The sequence below is a fragment of the Erwinia tracheiphila genome, assembly GCF_021365465.1.
GTDB classification, from domain to species: Bacteria; Pseudomonadota; Gammaproteobacteria; order Enterobacterales; family Enterobacteriaceae; genus Erwinia; species Erwinia tracheiphila.
This window is the reverse complement of record NZ_CP089932.1, coordinates 3342753-3358631: the sequence shown is the minus strand read 5'-3', so window position 1 is coordinate 3358631 and position 15879 is coordinate 3342753. Positions and strand designations below refer to the sequence as shown.

Annotated in this window: 10 protein-coding genes and 5 pseudogenes; 9 read left to right on the top strand and 6 right to left on the bottom strand. The window is 51.7% G+C overall.

The genetic code is table 11. The features are described 5' to 3' along the window. Nucleotides 1-32: 32 nt before the first annotated feature. The 3 genes and pseudogenes from purF to LU633_RS17500 all read left to right on the top strand — a co-directional run. Entirely contained in the window at nt 33-1550 is a 1518-nt protein-coding gene (gene purF, locus LU633_RS17510; RefSeq protein WP_016190027.1) for an amidophosphoribosyltransferase, read from the top strand. Between the two features lie 96 nt (nt 1551-1646). Further along, nucleotides 1647-2216 carry a UbiX family flavin prenyltransferase gene (locus tag LU633_RS17505; protein ID WP_016190026.1) on the top strand — a complete coding sequence of 190 codons (570 nt, stop codon included), beginning with the start codon at nt 1647-1649 and terminating at the stop codon, nt 2214-2216. 37 nt (nt 2217-2253) lie between these two features. Next, nucleotides 2254-2644: pseudogene (locus tag LU633_RS17500) on the top strand (ATP-binding cassette domain-containing protein); the annotation flags it as partial. A 323-nt stretch (nt 2645-2967) separates the two neighbouring features. Here the strand turns inward: LU633_RS17500 and LU633_RS17495 are convergent. Continuing rightward, the gene (locus LU633_RS17495; RefSeq protein WP_016190022.1) at nt 2968-3861 is read right to left on the bottom strand and encodes a TIGR01777 family oxidoreductase; all 894 of its coding nucleotides are present in this window, start codon (nt 3859-3861) and stop codon (nt 2968-2970) included. Between the two features lie 226 nt (nt 3862-4087). Here LU633_RS17495 and yfcF point away from each other — a divergent pair, with 226 nt between their 5' ends. The 4 genes and pseudogenes from yfcF to LU633_RS17470 form a co-directional block, all read left to right on the top strand. Continuing rightward, nucleotides 4088-4735 (top strand): glutathione transferase, encoded by a 648-nt coding sequence (yfcF, locus tag LU633_RS17490; RefSeq protein WP_016190021.1) that lies wholly within the window; start codon nt 4088-4090, stop codon nt 4733-4735. A 94-nt stretch (nt 4736-4829) separates the two neighbouring features. Continuing rightward, a complete protein-coding gene (gene yfcD, locus LU633_RS17485) occupies nt 4830-5372 on the top strand; it encodes an NUDIX hydrolase YfcD (protein WP_016190020.1) in 543 nt (180 codons plus the stop codon). Nucleotides 5373-5442: 70 nt separating this feature from the next. Then, nucleotides 5443-6140, top strand: a protein-coding gene (locus LU633_RS17475) for an IS1 family transposase (protein WP_325175728.1) whose coding sequence is annotated in 2 segments (ribosomal slippage) — nt 5443-5692 and nt 5692-6140 — 699 coding nt in all. Because the reading frame shifts where the segments join, the coding sequence is not laid out codon by codon here. A gap of 10 nt (nt 6141-6150) precedes the next feature. Then, nucleotides 6151-6723, top strand: a pseudogene (locus LU633_RS17470) (ABC transporter ATP-binding protein); the annotation flags it as partial. 149 nt (nt 6724-6872) lie between these two features. On the opposite strand, the pseudogene LU633_RS26525 reads toward LU633_RS17470, so the two are convergent. Further along, nucleotides 6873-8106, bottom strand: a pseudogene (locus LU633_RS26525) (IS91 family transposase). Nucleotides 8107-8432: 326 nt separating this feature from the next. Between LU633_RS26525 and LU633_RS17455 the strand changes: the two are divergent. After that, nucleotides 8433-9371 (top strand): annotated as a pseudogene (locus tag LU633_RS17455) (omptin family outer membrane protease). A 690-nt stretch (nt 9372-10061) separates the two neighbouring features. On the opposite strand, the gene LU633_RS17450 reads toward LU633_RS17455, so the two are convergent. Continuing rightward, nucleotides 10062-11276, bottom strand: a complete 1215-nt coding sequence (locus tag LU633_RS17450; protein ID WP_046371879.1) for an IS91 family transposase — start codon at nt 11274-11276, stop codon at nt 10062-10064. 8 nt (nt 11277-11284) lie between these two features. After that, a complete protein-coding gene (locus LU633_RS17445) occupies nt 11285-11620 on the bottom strand; it encodes a hypothetical protein (protein WP_052734695.1) in 336 nt (111 codons plus the stop codon). Nucleotides 11621-11819: 199 nt separating this feature from the next. On the opposite strand from LU633_RS17445, the pseudogene LU633_RS17440 reads away from it, so the two are divergent. Then, nucleotides 11820-12128, top strand: a pseudogene (locus LU633_RS17440) (TOBE domain-containing protein); the annotation flags it as partial. Nucleotides 12129-12179: 51 nt separating this feature from the next. Here the strand turns inward: LU633_RS17440 and pta are convergent. Both pta and ackA read right to left on the bottom strand, forming a co-directional pair. Further along, nucleotides 12180-14327 carry a phosphate acetyltransferase gene (gene pta, locus LU633_RS17435; RefSeq protein ID WP_016190016.1) on the bottom strand — a complete coding sequence of 716 codons (2148 nt, stop codon included), beginning with the start codon at nt 14325-14327 and terminating at the stop codon, nt 12180-12182. Nucleotides 14328-14506: 179 nt separating this feature from the next. Further along, complete coding sequence (gene ackA, locus LU633_RS17430; RefSeq protein ID WP_016190015.1) at nt 14507-15709, bottom strand: acetate kinase; 1203 nt, start codon at nt 15707-15709, stop codon at nt 14507-14509. Nucleotides 15710-15879 lie beyond the last annotated feature (170 nt).

Below are 15879 nucleotides of genomic sequence, written 5' to 3'. Positions count from 1 at the left end.
TCGGGGTTGCGGCTTAATGAGGAAATGACCACATGTGCGGTATTGTCGGGATCGCCGGTTTTATGCCGGTTAACCAGTCGATTTATGATGCGTTAACGGTGCTACAACACCGAGGGCAGGATGCCGCAGGCATTGTCACCATTGATGCTCAGAACTGCTTTCGTTTGCGTAAAGCAAATGGTCTGGTCAGCGATGTTTTTGAAGCCCGCCACATGCAGCGTATGCAGGGAAATATGGGCATTGGTCACGTTCGTTATCCGACGGCGGGAAGCTCCAGTGCTTCCGAGGCGCAGCCTTTTTACGTCAATTCACCCTATGGAATTACCCTTGCGCACAACGGGAACCTCACCAACGCCCACGAACTGCGCAAGCAGCTTTTTGAGAGCGGACGTCGCCACGTTAACACCACCTCTGATTCCGAAATCCTGCTCAATATTTTCGCCGTTGAACTGGATCGATTCCAACATTACCCGCTGGAAGCCGAGAACATTTTTGCAGCGGTTGCGGCGATGCACCAGCAGGTTCGCGGCGCGTATGCCTGCGTTTCAATGATTATCGGGCACGGTCTGGTGGCTTTTCGCGATCCGAACGGCATTCGTCCACTGGTCATTGGCAAACGTCCCATGGCTGATGGCCGCAATGAATATATGGTCGCGTCTGAGAGCGTAGCGCTGGATACATTAGGCTTTGAGTTCCTGCGTGATGTCGCCCCAGGTGAAGCGGTCTATGTAACGGAAAAAGGGCAGCTTTTCACCCGTCAGTGTGCGGAAAACCCGAAATGTAATCCCTGCCTGTTTGAATACGTCTATTTTGCCCGGCCGGATTCCTTCCTGGATAAAATTTCCGTATACAGCGCTCGCGTACGTATGGGAACCCGGCTGGGCCAGAAAATCGCTCGCGAGTGGGAAGACCTGGATATAGACGTGGTGATCCCCATCCCGGAAACCTCCTGTGATATTGCGCTGGAGATGGCGCGCATCCTTAACAAGCCATATCGCCAGGGATTTGTAAAAAACCGCTATGTTGGCCGTACTTTTATTATGCCGGGCCAGCATCTGCGCCGCAGTGCGGTTCGTCGCAAGCTTAACGCTAACCGCGCAGAGTTCCGTGATAAAAATGTTCTGCTGGTAGATGACTCCATTGTGCGCGGCACAACCTCTGAACAGATCATCGAAATGGCGCGCGAAGCGGGAGCAAAAAAAGTGTATCTGGCCTCTGCCGCCCCTGAGATCCGCTTTCCCAACGTCTACGGGATTGATATGCCTAGCGCCACCGAGCTGATTGCTCACGGTCGTGAAGTTGAAGAGATCCGCCAGCTGATTGGGGCGGATGCCTTGATTTTCCAGGATCTCAACGATCTGATTGATGCAGTGCGGGAAGAAAACCCGGATATCGCGCAATTTGAATGTTCTGTGTTTAACGGCGTGTACGTGACGAAAGACGTCGATCAGCAATATCTGGAATACCTTCAGTCACTGCGTAATGACGATGCTAAATCGCTGGCCCGTCAAAATGAGGTGGAGAACCTGGAAATGCATAACGAAGGCTGATGTCCTCGGATGCTGTAACAGGTACTATAATGGGCCGGGCGTAATCCTGGCCCATTTTTACTTTTACAAACGGGGCTGAAACCAAGAGGGAATCTGATGCGACGATTGATTATTGGTATCTCTGGTGCCAGCGGCGTGATTTACGGTATTCGTACGCTGCAAATCTTACAGCAGGTTGCAGATGTGGAAAAGCATCTGGTAATAAGCCATGCAGCCCGGCAGACGCTGGCTCTCGAGAGTGATTACACATTGCGCGAGGTGCAGGCCCTGGCTGATGTGGTTCATGATGCGCGGGATATCGCAGCGAGTATCTCTTCCGGGTCGTTCAAAACGGATGGAATGGCAATTCTGCCCTGCTCGATAAAAACCCTTTCCGGCATCGTTCACAGCTACAGTGATGGACTGCTGACGCGCGCTGCTGACGTGATGCTGAAAGAACGACGCAAGCTGGTGTTGTGCGTACGTGAAACTCCGCTGCATCTTGGGCATTTGCGCATGATGACCGCAGCCGCTGAATTGGGCGCAATTATTATGCCGCCGGTTCCTGCTTTCTATCACAAGCCTGAGAGCATGATGGACATTGTTGATCAGACCGTGAACCGCGTGCTGGACCAGTTTGACATTACCCTTGAGAACGATCTTTTTTTGCGCTGGCAGGGTGCATAACTCTCCGCGTTTTGCTTTTTTTGGTGCGGTAATTGCAGCACAGGAGCGGGCTATTCGCTACCTGGACAAAGTGGGGATTGACGAGCGCGTCCGAGCAAAGTATCCGGTTAACCTTTCTGGCGGTCAGCAGCAGCGCGTGTCCATTACCCGTGCGCTGGCGATGGAGCGGAAGTGCTGCTGTTTGATGAACCAACATCCGCACTCGATCCTGATCTGGTGGGCGAAGTATTGAGAATCATGCAGAAACTGGCGGAAGAAGAGAAATCATGGTGGTCGTGACCCATGAAATGAAGTTTGCCCGTCATGTTTCTAACCATGTTATTTTTCTGCACCAGGGAAAAATAGAGGAAGAATGCCCGCCGCACGAGCTGTTTACCCAACCGAAAAGTCCGCGTTTACAGCAGTTTCTTTCGGGTACGCTGAAGTAATCCAGCGAAGGTCAGGCAGAGTTGTTAATGGCAGTGCAATGGTTTCACTCTGATACCGCCATGTTCAGAAAAAACCAGCCTTGCATCAGGAGGTGGTTGTCCCTGCATCATCGGGCAGATCCCCTGAAAATAAATGCTTTCGTTATGCAGGACGCCCGTAGCGGCATTTAAAAAAAGCCTTATGGGCGTCAGATTTTTTACCGACCAGAACTGTTGCTCATTTTTCATTCATCCCTGGTCGTCGCTGCCAGCCTGAGCTGGTGCCAGCAATACATCGCTGCCCGGCTGGCCACAGGCAGGATAATTTCCTGAAATGGCGTATGTTAAATCACATTGGCCAGCGCACTGGCCAGCTGAGGCCAGCGGAAAATAAAACCTGATTCTTCAAGCCGTTTTGGGATGACCTGCTGTCCTCCCAGCACCAGGACCGATGATTCGCCCATCATCAACTTAATGGCGCTTGCAGGCGTGCGTATCAGTGCCGGGCGATGCATCGCCTGTCCCAGCGTGGCGGCAAACTGCGCATTACGTACCTTACCAGGAGCCACCATATTGAACGCGCCGCGCAGCTGTGCATTATTCAGCAACCACAGAATGGCATCGATCATGTCATCAATATGGATCCAGGGCATGTACTGCCTGCCGTCTCCCAGCGGACCGCCGATGCCAAACTGGAAAGGGAGTTTCATTTTGCCAAGCGCCCCCCCTTTTTTTGACAGAATGACGCCAGTGCGTAGAAGGCAGACCCGGGTTCTTTCGCTGTCAGCACCGAGCGCCAGTGCTTCCCACTTGGCGCAGAGTCGGTGAGTAAACTCATCCCTGCCTGTATCCTGCTCCGTCAGGATCGTTTCGCCGCAGTTACCGTAATAGCCCGTGGCCGAGCCGGAAATAAACACGACAGGAGGGCAATCACTGTCTTTAATTAAGGCTGCCAGCTGTCCGGTGATTTGCCAGCGACTCTGGCAAAGTCGCTGCTTTTGCTGTTCGGTCCAGCGCTTGTCTGCGATGGGTTCCCCTGCCAGATTAATCACCGCATCAATACCATTTAAATCGCGCTGCTGCGTCAGTTCTGACCACAAATTAACGCGCTTATCCAGTTTTTCGCGTGCAGCTGCGACATTGCGTGTCACCACGCTCACCTGATGGCCCTGAGTTAACAGGAGAGGGATAAGGTGACGACCAATAAGGCCGGTCCCGCCGGTCAGTAAAATATGCATCCTGTTTATCCTTAAAAGGTGAAGGTTGAAAGCCAACGGCCCAGCACCAAGCTTAGAATATCCCGAGCGGCATGGGGTGAAGATCTGCAATAAAAAAGAGGGAGATAATGGATTTACGCCGATCTCCGCAAGGCTGTGCTGTAATGTTGTTTTGGTGTTGCAGAGAGATTGCCTTCCGTTAAAAAAGTGGGTAAACAAGAGAAACCCACCTTGTGAGGAAATCAGGATGAATTATCCCGCTATTACGCTCTGGCCTGATGTCTGCTTCTTTAGCCCTTATGCCATGTCGGTTTATGTTGCTCTGAGCGAGAAAGGCGTTCCTTTTTCGCTGAAGCATATTGATCTTGCCCGTCAGCAAAATTTGGCAGAGCCTTATTGCCATCTATCATTAACCCGCCGGGTGCCGACGTTGCAAATTGACGATTTTACGCTGTCAGAGTCGTCGGCCATTGTGGAATACCTTGAAGAACGTTTTCCTGCACCGGAATTTGAGCGCCTGTATCCGGGTAACCGAGAAAAGCGCGCCAGGGCGCGTGAAATTCAGGCGTGGCTGCGTAGCGATTTAATGTCAATACGTCAGGAAAGACCCACCGATGTCATCTTTGCTGGCGAAACCTTTGCTCCCCTGAGTGATCGGGCGCGGCGGGTGGCGACCATACTTTTTGAGGCAGTCGCACGACTGCTGGAACCCGGTCAGCGTAATTTATTTGGAGAATGGTCCATTGCAGATACCGAGCTGGCATTGATGATCAATCGGCTGGCGTTACATGGCGATGTGGTACCTGATTTCATCGTGGACTATGCTCATTTTCAGTGGCACCGTGCATCGGTCCAGCTCTGGCTGGCGAAGTCATCCAGAAGCGATATTGATTAGCACACTGTCGAATTATAAATTTTCTTCAGACCGTGGCACACTGCGCCGGGAAAACAGATAAGCGCATTAGCGCCAGAACAGAAAAGGGTGAAGGATGATCGAGCAAGACAGTGGCATAGAGTGGGTGGACATCGTCAATGAAGATAATGAGGTGATAGCACAATGTGGTCGTGCACAGATGCGCACTCAGTGTTTGCGCCATCGTGCAACCTACATTGTGGTTCACGATGGCATGGGGAATATCCTTGTTCAACGTCGCACCGCAACAAAAGACTTTATGCCGGGCATGCTCGACGCAACGGCCGGGGGCGTGGTGCAAAGTGGTGAGGAGCTGCTCGAATCCGCGCGGCGCGAAGCAGAAGAAGAGCTGGGTATCGCCGATGTGCCTTTTGCCGAACATGGCACCTTCTACTTTGAGGACCAACACTGCCGGGTATGGGGGGGCTTATTCAGCTGCGTTTCGCACGGCCCGTTTGCCATGCAGGAAGAAGAAGTGGACGAGGTTTTCTGGATGACGCCGGAAGAGATCACCGCGCGTTGCGATGAGTTTACGGATGACTCACTGAAAGCGCTGTCACTTTGGTTGAGTCGCAATAGCGAACAGAGCCATCAGCCTTCCTTTGCACAGCAGAAATAACGCGTGATGATATTTGGGGTCGTGACGCAGACTTGCTGATCACGTATGCTTTGCGCTTTGGATGTAACATATGGCTAAAGTTGATGTCGTCTGCCCTCAGTGCAATGAAACTCATGCTGTACGATGTAACGGACATTCAGCATCCGGTGCCCAACGTTACATCTGCAAGCATTGTTCAAAGACCTTTCAGCTCAACTTTAGCTACTCCGGTGCCAAACCAGACACACACCAGACCATTGTTAATATGGCCATGAATGGTTACGGATGTCGCGATACCGCACGGGTTCTCGGTATCAGCCTCAATACGGTTCTGCGGCACGTAAAAAAATTTCGCCAAAGCAGGTAGCTGAGAATATCGACCCCGAAACGGAGGTTGTTATCTGCTGTGAAGCCAGTGAACAATGGTCTTACGTGCGGTGTAGAAGCAATCCCCGGTGGTTGTTCTATGCTTATGACCGTATCCGCAAACGTGCTCTGGCCCACGTCTTCGGCCCGAGAAATGCCCCGACCCTGCGACGATTGCTGGCCCTGTTAAGCAAATTTAACCTTGCCTTTTATATGACAGATGCCTGGCCGGTTTATAAAGTTCTGTTAAGTGCAACAGGCCACGTGGTGAGCAAGAAATATACCCAACGGACAGAACGACATAATCTTAATCTTCGCACACATATCAAACGACTGACCCGCAGAACAATTTGCTTTTCGAAGTCAGAGGAAATGCATGATAAGATCATCGGTTGGTATCTTACTCTTCATCATTATCAATAAATCTGCGTCACTACCCGATAAGCCGTTACACACGTTGCTACCGCATCAGCGCGATATCGGCATGGGATTTCAGAATTATGCGTTGTTTCCGTACATGACCGTCGCTGAAAATTTGACGTTTCCGCTAACTATTCGTCGTATGAGCAAGGCCGATGTGAAAGAACGCGTCAGCTGTGCACTGGTATGATTAAGCTGACTTCCCTTGCCGGGCGCTACCTGGCTCAGATGTCCGGGGGACAGCAGCAGCGCGTTGCCCTGGCAAGAGCGCTGGTGTTTGAGCCACGGCGAATCTCTGGACGCATTGGATAAACAGTTACGTGAACATATGCAGATGGAAATCAAAAAGTTGAACGAAATGCTCGGCTTGGCCATTGTTTATGTCACCCACGATCAGAGCGAGTCCATGACCATGTCCAATCGTGTGGCGGTGTTTAACGATGGCATGATACAGCAGATGGGCAGCCCGGAGCATCTGTATGAATCGCCTGCCAATGCGTTTGTCGCGCAGTTTATCTGTGAAAACAACAGTCTGAGGGTAACGCAATTGTCCAGCCAGGGCGATTATTACAGCGTGCAGCTTGATGGTTAGGAAACTGAATCATCGTTTTAAAATTTTCCTGACCATGAATATCGGTGTCATAAACACAGTGATGACGTGAAGTCAGGTGAGTTACGGTAATAAAATGCTGGTTTCGGTGCATTTTTAACCTGAAAACCATTTTTCAGGCGCACTTATCCCGTAGCCTGTGCCAGAAGCCAGCGTTTCCGGTCGATGTTATGCAGCCTTTCTGCCACTAATTCGCTGGCATGTCTGCCTGTGCGCTGCTGAAGCGCAGCCGGTTACCGCACAGAAGGCATTTGTACGGATCCGTGCGCAGAAATTCCTTCATCAGCGCGGCGAAGCCGGGCTGCTCCGGTTTTTTCCTCGCCTCCATCTGCAGTGCCTCATACACTTTCGGCAGCTGCTTGCCCCGTTTACGGCTGGACAAAAAGCCGTAGTAGCGCACCATTTTAAAATGTTTCGCCGGGATATGACTGATATAGCGCCCGATCATCTCTTCCTGCGTCAGCGTCTGCTGCCGGTACTGCTGCGTGCGGTGGTCATAATAGTGATGCACCACCGCACCACCGCACCACCGCACCACCGCTGTAGTGCCTGAGTTTCGCTGCTGGCACTGGCGGTCGTTTCAGGTACCGGCCCAGGTATTTGACACTCTGCCAGGCTCCCCGGGTTTTCTTCGCGAAATGTACTTTCCAGCGGCACCTGTACTGGGCCTGGAGATACCGTTGCCACTGCCTGTTATCGCGGATATGTCCCAGCCCCGGCAGGCTGCCTGGATTTATCAGGTCATAGCTGTGGCGCAGCAGGCGGATGACGGCACCGCGCCAGATTTCCTCCACGGCGTGCTTCTTAAAGAAGAGGTCGCGCCAGACGCCGTGTTTAATATCGAGCCCGCCACGGGTGACAGACAGATGAATGTGCGGATGCTGGTTGAGCTGGCGACCGTAGGTGTGCAGGGCGCAGAAAATGCCGACCTCCACGCCCTGCGCCCTGCTTGCGGGCCCAGCGGAGCATGGCGCGGGTGGCAGCACGGAACAGGGCGTTGAGCAGGGGCCAGTTGTTGTTAAAAAACGGCCAGAGCAGATGGGGCATGGTAAAGGTGATGTGCTGCCAGTCGCAGTCGGGAAGAATGTGGCTCTGCTGCGACACCCACTGTTCGGTAGCTTTGAAGCCGCAGGCGCTGCAGGCCTTTGACTTGCAGCTCTGGCAGAAGAAGCGGGAGTGGGTGCAATCTGCTGATGAACAGCAGTAGCGGCGGACTCCCATACTGGCGGTACCACAGGCGAGCATGCGCTCAACGCAGAGGCGGTTCCAGGGAGTGATATTGTCGCCGAATTTTTCGAGGAATCTGTTCCAGCCATCATCGGTGGTGAAGAGCAACTTTGCGGGGCGCGGAATATACATGCCGCAGAATATAAAACGGGGCTCAGGGCATGAAAACTATAGGAACCGCGAAGCGGTGACGCTCGTCCAGTCTCAACTTTTCACCAATCCCTATCGTTTTCCGATCGGGAAGTGATATGAGCCCGCTATCAAAGAACAATCAAAAGAATAAAGGGAATATTTTATCTATAAGGAATTGAATTATAAGAATATTAACCAAAAAATCAGAGGGCCTATGTATGTTTTCAGAAACTTAAAATTACAAAAATTGACAGTTGATTCATGTTTGTATGAGTTTTAAACTATTTCTGCAACTTACGGACAACCATCTGATTATCGGAATAAAAATGAACAAAAGTACAATTACATTAATGATGATGGCCATGCCTTCAGGTACTGCTTATGCTGAGTCTACGTAGTTAACGCCAAATTTTTCACCGGAAAGCGTAACTGTATCCACCTCTGCCGGGATGTTAAGCGGAACGTCTCATGAACTGATTTATGATACAGATACAGGAAGAAAGGGCAGCCAGCTGGACTGGAAGATCAAGAATGTGGTCATTCTAAAAGGCGACATTTCCTGGGATGCATATTCGTTTCTGACACTGAATGCACGAGGCTGGACATCCCTGGCTTCCGGGGCTGGTTACATGGACGACTATGACTGGATGAACGATAATCAGTCAGGATGGACTGACCACTCATCCCACCCCAGCACGAATGTCAACTATGCCAATGAATTCGATCTGAACGCAAAAGGCTGGGTTTTCCAGAATGAAAACTATAAAGCCGGTGTAATGGCTGGTTATCAGGAGACTCGATTCAGCTGGACTGCAACCGGTGGTTCCTATAACTACGATAATGGTTCACATACTGGAGAATTTCCTGCTGGTGAACGTGGAATTAGCTATAGCCAGCGGTTTTCCATGCCGTACATTGGCCTTGTAGGTCAGTATCGTATTAATGATTTTGAGTTCAATGCATTGTTTAAATTCAGTGACTGGGTTCGGGCGCACGATAACGATGATCACTACATGCGGGATTTAACGTACCGTGATAAGACTACCAGTTCACGTTACTATGGCACTTCAATTGATGCCGGATATTACGTAACTCTGAATGCCAAAGTATTTGCTGAGTTCACCTACAGTAAATATGAGGAGGCTAAGGCAGGGACTCAGATTATTGATACTAAAATTGGTGAGTCCGCCTCCATTGGAGGAGATGCTGCTGGGATATCAAATAAAAACTATACGATTACAGCGGGTCTGCAATATCGATTCTAAGTAAAAATCATGATTAGGATGATTATTTCCATTTCATTCGTTACCTAACCATGACTCATGCCATATTTAATGCCAGAGAAACGGATCTGGCATTAAAAAATTGCATAAATTTTAAGTCAGGCATACCCGTTAAACGTAAAAGATGAAATCCACTTTAAAAACAGCATCATAGTATGATACTGCCCCATATCATACATCAAGATTTCGTAGGGTCTAAGAAAAGAAGTTATTAACATACAAAGGTGTTAAACCCCGTCACTCCTTACGAAATAGTGTTTTACACCAACTCATTATTCATAAACAAACCATAGTTCTCAATGAATCAGCTGTTCATGGTGAATAATACACCGCAGAGACAGGTCCACGGGATCACGCTGTCGCCGAACGTATTGATGAACAAACTCCAGCCGTCATCGACTGGAAGAGCAGTCTGGCAGGGCGCGGAATATACATGTCACAGAGTATAAAACGGGGCTCAGGGCATGCAAACCATCGGAAGCGCGAAGCGATGACGCTCGCCCTGTAAGGGCGCTACGTTCATGGTTAGGAAACTGAATCATCGTTTTAAAAATTTCCTGACCATGAGCAGCAGTGTCTGTAATGCAGTAATGATGTGCCATCGGGAACGTTATGGTCATAAAATGGCATTTGCGGCGCGTTTTTAACCTGAAAGCTGTTTTTCAGACGCACTTATCCCGCAGTCTGTGCCAGAAGCCATCGTTTCCGGTCGATGTTATGCAGTCTTTCTGCCACCAACTCCGACGCGTGCCTCCCGGCCTGCGCACTGCTGAAGCGCAGTCGGTTGCCGCACAGAATGCATTTGTACGGATCCGTGCGCAGAAATTCTTTCATCAGCGCGGCGAAGCCGGGCTTCTCCGGTTTTTTCCGCGCTTCCATCTCCAGGGCTTCATACACCTTCGGCAGCAGGCTACCCCGTTTACGGTTTGATAAAAAACCGTAATAACGCACCATCTTAAAATGCTTCGCCGGGATATGGCTGATATAACGTCCGATCATATCTTCCTGCGTCAGCGTCTGCTGCCGGTACTGCTGCGTACGGTGGTCGTAATAGTGGTGCACCACCGCGCCGCCGCTGTAGTGCCTCAGCTTCGCCGCCGACACGGGGGGCCGTTTCAGGTACCGGCCCAGATATTTGACGCTCCGCCAGGCCCCCCGGGTCTTCTTCGCGAAGTGGACCTTCCAGCGGCGCCCGTACTGCGCCTGCAGATAGCGCAGCCACTGTTTTTTGTCGTGGATATGCCCCAGCCCCGGCAGCCTGCCGGGGTTAATCAGGTCATAGCTGTGGCGCAGCAGCCGGATGACGGCTCCGCGCCAGATTTCCTCCACGGCATGCTTTTTAAAGAAGAGGTCGCGCCATACGCCGTGTTTAATATCAAGCCCGCCGCGGGTGACGGAGAGATGAATGTGGGGATGCTGGTTGAGCTGGCGACCGTAGGTGTGCAGGGCGCAGAAGATACCGACTTCCACACCCTGTTTTCTGGCCCAGCGGAGCATGGCGCGGGTGGCTGCGCGGAACAGGGCATTGAGCAGAGGCCAGTTATTGTTGAAAAAGGGCCACAGCAGATGGGGCATGGTGAAGGTGATATGCTGCCAGTCGCAGTCGGGCAGAATTTGCTGTTGCTCTGTAATCCACTGCTCCGTGGCCTTATGTCCGCAGGAGCTGCAGCCTTTTGATTTACAGGTCTGGCAGAAGAAGCGGGTGTGGGTGCAGTCCGGGGAGGCGCAGCAGTATCGCTTCACCCCCATGGCAGCAGTGCCGCAGGCGAGCATGCGCTCGACGCAGAGTACGGTCCAGGGGCTGAGGGTGTCCCCGTGTTTATCCATATACCGGTTCCAGGCGTCATCAGTGGTGAACAGCAGTTTTGCCGGGCGCGGGATATACATGCGGCGGATTATCGCTCTGCAGTGGCACCGGTATTATAGTGCCAGTCGTCACAGTCATCGGCCCAGTTGTCGGTGTGTTTATCCCAGGGAGCGAAGGTCACCGGCAGCATGCCGGATTCTGTGGCGATAATAAACACATCGGCTGGCATGGACTCAAGGACGACATCGCCGTCGGGTGAGTCAGGCGGCTCAAAGCCGCGGATGATGCAGACGAGAGGCGGGTCGAAGTGTGTATCGAGGAAAAACTGTGGCCCCAGGTGGACACAGTGACGAATGGCATCCTGCGGAGTGTCGTAAAAAAACTCGTCGGGGTCGTCATAATCGCTCCGGGGTGGAATGGACACCAGAAAACGCTTAGGATATCCGGGTATAGCGCGTCGGGACGAGGGCGTGGGTTTACGCTTTCTGGGGGCTTTGCTACGGGCAATGTGAATGATTTCCTGAGAAATTAACATACCGCAGAGTATAAAGCTGTGAGCCGGTCATGAACACCCTCGGAACGGCAGAGCCGTGACGCTCGCCCTGTAAGGGCGCTATGTTCATGATGGCACGCGGCTTGATGCACTGAAGGTGCGGCCCAGTTCGCCAGGTAGACAAATCCGGCTCAGTATTTGCCCCGAACGGGTGAATGTGAACGCGCCGGAAGCGGGCGATCAGCAGGTCCGTGCTCGTATCCAGCAGTTTATCTACCTTGGCAACCACGTATGTATGTTGACGGAAGTGGCCGGGCAGGGGAGTTTTATGGTGAAGCTGAGTCCGGCGAAGATGGACAGCAGCTGGAAACCCGGCAGTGAGGTGAGGCTATCCTGGCAGCCGCAGCGCCTGCGCGCGTTAGATGTGATGATCCAGTAATGTTCGGTGCTGTTGGGTTAGGGCCACAGCTGCGGCCCTTATTATCACTGTTTACGGGACTTCAGCCTGTTTAGACTGAATTGCGGTGAGCGCAATGGTGTACACGATATCGTCAACCAGCGCACCACGTGACAGGTCATTTACCGGCTTGCGCATGCCCTGTAACATCGGCCCAATAGAAATCAGATCGGCAGAACGCTGAACCGCTTTGTAAGTGGTGTTGCCTGTGTTCAGGTCAGGGAAAATAAAGACGGTGGCGCGGCCCGCAACCGGTGAGTTTGGTGCCTTTGATTTTGCCACATCGTCCATAATTGCCGCATCATATTGTAATGGACCATCGATGATCAGGTCCGGGCGTTTTTCCTGCGCGATGCGTGTGGCTTCCCGTACTTTTTCTACGTCACTGCCTGCACCAGAATTTCCTGTTGAGTAGGAGATCATCGCGACGCGTGGTTCAATACCGAAGGCGGTAGCGGAATCCGCAGACTGAATGGCAATTTCTGCCAGCTGTTCCGGGTTTGGATCCGGGTTAATGGCACAGTCGCCGTAAACCAGCACCTGTTCCGGCAGCAGCATGAAAAAGACTGAAGAGACCAGCGAGCTGCCTGGCGCTGTTTTGATCAGCTGTAATGGTGGACGGATGGTGTTTGCCGTGGTGTGAACTGCACCGGATACCAGACCGTCTACCTCGCCCCGTTCCAGCATCATTGTGCCGAGCATGACGTTATCTTCCAGTTGTTCCTGCGCGACAACTTCGGTCATTCCTTTGCTTTTGCGCAGTTCCACCAGACGAGCGACGTAATTTTCGCGTACCACGTCAGGGTCGACAATTTCAATCCCTTTGCCCAGCTCGACGCCCTGAACGGTGGCGATTCGCTGGATTTCATCCGGGTTACCCAGCAGAATGCAGGTGGCGATACCACGTTCGGCACAGATTGCGGCAGCCTTCACCGTGCGCGGTTCGTCGCCCTCTGGCAGGACAATACGTTTGCCCGCCTGGCGAGCCAGTTCGGTAAGCTGATAGCGGAACGCTGGAGGGGACAGGCGGCGGCTGCGTTCCAACTCGGCGGTCAGCGACTCGATCCAGTCTGAATTAATATGGCCGGCGACATATTCCTGAACCCGTTCAATACGTTGGATATCGTCGGCGGGAACTTCCAGATTAAAACTTTGCAGGCTCAGGGACGTCTGCCAGGTGTTGGTTTTAACCATGAAAACAGGCAGTCCGGTGGCAAATGCCCGCTGGCACAGATTGTTAATATGTTCATCAATTTTATAGCCACCGGTCAGCAGGATGGCGCCGATCTCCACGCCGTTCATTGCAGCAAGGCAGGCGGCAACCAGCACATCAGGGCGATCGGCTGAAGTCACCAGCAGTGATCCCGGACGAAAATGCTCAAGCATATGCGGCAGGCTACGCGCACAGAAGGTGACTGATTTGACGCGGCGGGTGTGGATGTCGCCTTCATTAATCACATCTGCATTGAGGTGACGGCACATATCAATGGCACGGGTGGCGATCAGGTCAAAACTCCACGGGACGCAGCCCAGTACAGGTAGCGGACTGTTGGCAAAGAGCTGTCGCGGATCGATATGAGTGATGCTGGCTTTGGTTGAATCATCGAATATCTCAGACAAGTCAGGGCGGGTGCGGCCCTGCTCGTCAACCGGCGCATTGAGCTTATTAATAATCACACCGGTGATGTTTTTGTTTTTATTGCCTCCAAAGCTGCTCTGAGTAAGCTCAATCCGCTCTTTGAGCTGGGTCGGAGAGTCATTGCCCAGTGACATAACGAAGACAATTTCGGCATTGAGCGTTTTAGCTATTTCATAGTTAAGTGCATTGGCAAACTGGTGTTTGCGGGTTGGCACCAGACCTTCCACCAGCACGACCTCTGCATCTTTAGTATTTTCATGATAGTGGGCGATAATCTCTTCCATCAGCACGTCCTGCTGATCGGCACCCAGTAAAGATTCAACCCGACTCATCGATAACGGTTCAGCGGCGGGAATCGTGGAGCTTTTACGAATAATAGTGGTGGTTTGATCCAGTGAATTACCGTCGGCGCGAGGCTGGGCGATGGGTTTGAACACGCTCAGGCGTACGCCTTTACGTTCCATGGCGCGAATAACGCCCAGGCTGATACTGGTAAGGCCGACGCTGGTGCCGGTAGGGATAAGCATGATAGTTCGTGACACAATAAACCTCTCTCAGGTTTGAATCCTCATCAGCATTGCTACCAGCGATAATGCTTTACCATGGTTTGAACAGCATCAGGGCGTCAGAAACATGTGGTGTGCTGGGGTGCAGGTGAGGTCAGGTTGTTTGTTTGTATCTGAAAACAGTACCGCCAGCCGAAGCTGGCGGTACTCAGGAGTTAAGCCGTCAGCCGGCTCGCATCCTGTGCAATGACTAATTCTTCATTAGTCGGGATAACCAGTGCTGGCCGGGTTCCGTCTTTATTGATATAGCCGGACTTGCCAAAGCGGGCGGCCAGATTACGCTCGTTATCGATTTCGAACCCGAGCAGCGCCAGCTTATTCAGCGTCAGTTCGCGCACCATTGCTGCATTTTCACCAATTCCTCCGGTGAAAATAACCGCATCAAGGCGGCCCTCCATCAATGCTGAATAAGAGCCGATATATTTTGCCAGGCGGTGGCAATACACGTTCATTGCGCGTTTGGCATCTTGTTTCGTCGCGTAATTATCTTCCACGTAGCGGCAGTCGCTGGTTACGCCAGTCAGCCCCAGCAGGCCAGACTCTTTCGTCAGCATTTTGTTAATCGCATCAACGCCCATTCCCAGGGTGTCATGCAGGAAGAACATGATAGCCGGGTCGATATCACCTGAACGGGTACCCATGACCAGACCTTCAAGTGGGGTCAGGCCCATTGAGGTATCGACACATTCACCGTTGCGAATGGCGGAAACCGAGCCACCATTGCCAAGATGGCAGGTAATAATGTTCAGCGTTTCCAGAGGCTTGTTAAGTGTTTTTGCAGTCTGATGGGTAACATAAAAATGGCTGGTACCATGGGCACCATAGCGACGAACGCCATGCTCCTCGTAGAGATGATAGGGCAAGGCATAAAGATAGGACTCTTCCGGCATTGTCTGATGGAAAGCCGTATCAAAAACGGCGACATTTTTATCAGAAAGGTGCGGGAAGTTTTTCATTGCTTCATCAATACCGATCAAATGCGCCGGATTGTGGAGCGGAGCAAAAGATGAAGCATCTTTAATGCCCTGCAAAACAGTCTGATCGATGATGACTGATTGCGTCAGTTTTTCACCACCGTGGACAATACGATGACCAATTGCAGCGATTTGTTCCGAAAGTTCAGGTTTTTGTGCCAGGATAGATTTAACGATAAAGTTAAGTGCCTCGCTGTGTGCGGCGCCAGCGCCAAGCTCGGCTTCCTGTTTAGCGCCTTCCAGTTTCCATTTAATGCGCGCTTCTGGCAGGTGGAAACATTCGGCCAAACCGGAAAGGTATTCATCACCGCTTGCCGGATCGATAATGGCAAATTTTAGTGAAGAACTACCGCAGTTCAGAACCAAAACTAACTTAGTCGACATGAAAGGTCCCTATTGGTTAAAGTGACAAAAAACACAATCAGACTATCAGCGTAGTGCATGTTTGCTGATTTATTAATAATGAGCATCGTGCTGGCTGAAATGTTGTTTTAAAGCAAATAATTTCATCATTGATGCTGTGTTTGTTTCATTTCTCCACGCGCCATGGCCTG

Coding starts and splice junctions, on each gene's coding strand:
- purF (WP_016190027.1), top strand. CDS start 33: ATGTGCGGTATTGTCGGGATCGCCGGTTTTATGCCGGTTAACCAGTCG.
- yfcF (WP_016190021.1), top strand. CDS start 4,088: ATGAATTATCCCGCTATTACGCTCTGGCCTGATGTCTGCTTCTTTAGC.
- LU633_RS17495 (WP_016190022.1), bottom strand. CDS start 3,861: ATGCATATTTTACTGACCGGCGGGACCGGCCTTATTGGTCGTCACCTT.
- ackA (WP_016190015.1), bottom strand. CDS start 15,709: ATGTCGACTAAGTTAGTTTTGGTTCTGAACTGCGGTAGTTCTTCACTA.
- LU633_RS17505 (WP_016190026.1), top strand. CDS start 1,647: ATGCGACGATTGATTATTGGTATCTCTGGTGCCAGCGGCGTGATTTAC.
- yfcD (WP_016190020.1), top strand. CDS start 4,830: ATGATCGAGCAAGACAGTGGCATAGAGTGGGTGGACATCGTCAATGAA.
- LU633_RS17450 (WP_046371879.1), bottom strand. CDS start 11,276: ATGTATATCCCGCGCCCGGCAAAACTGCTGTTCACCACTGATGACGCC.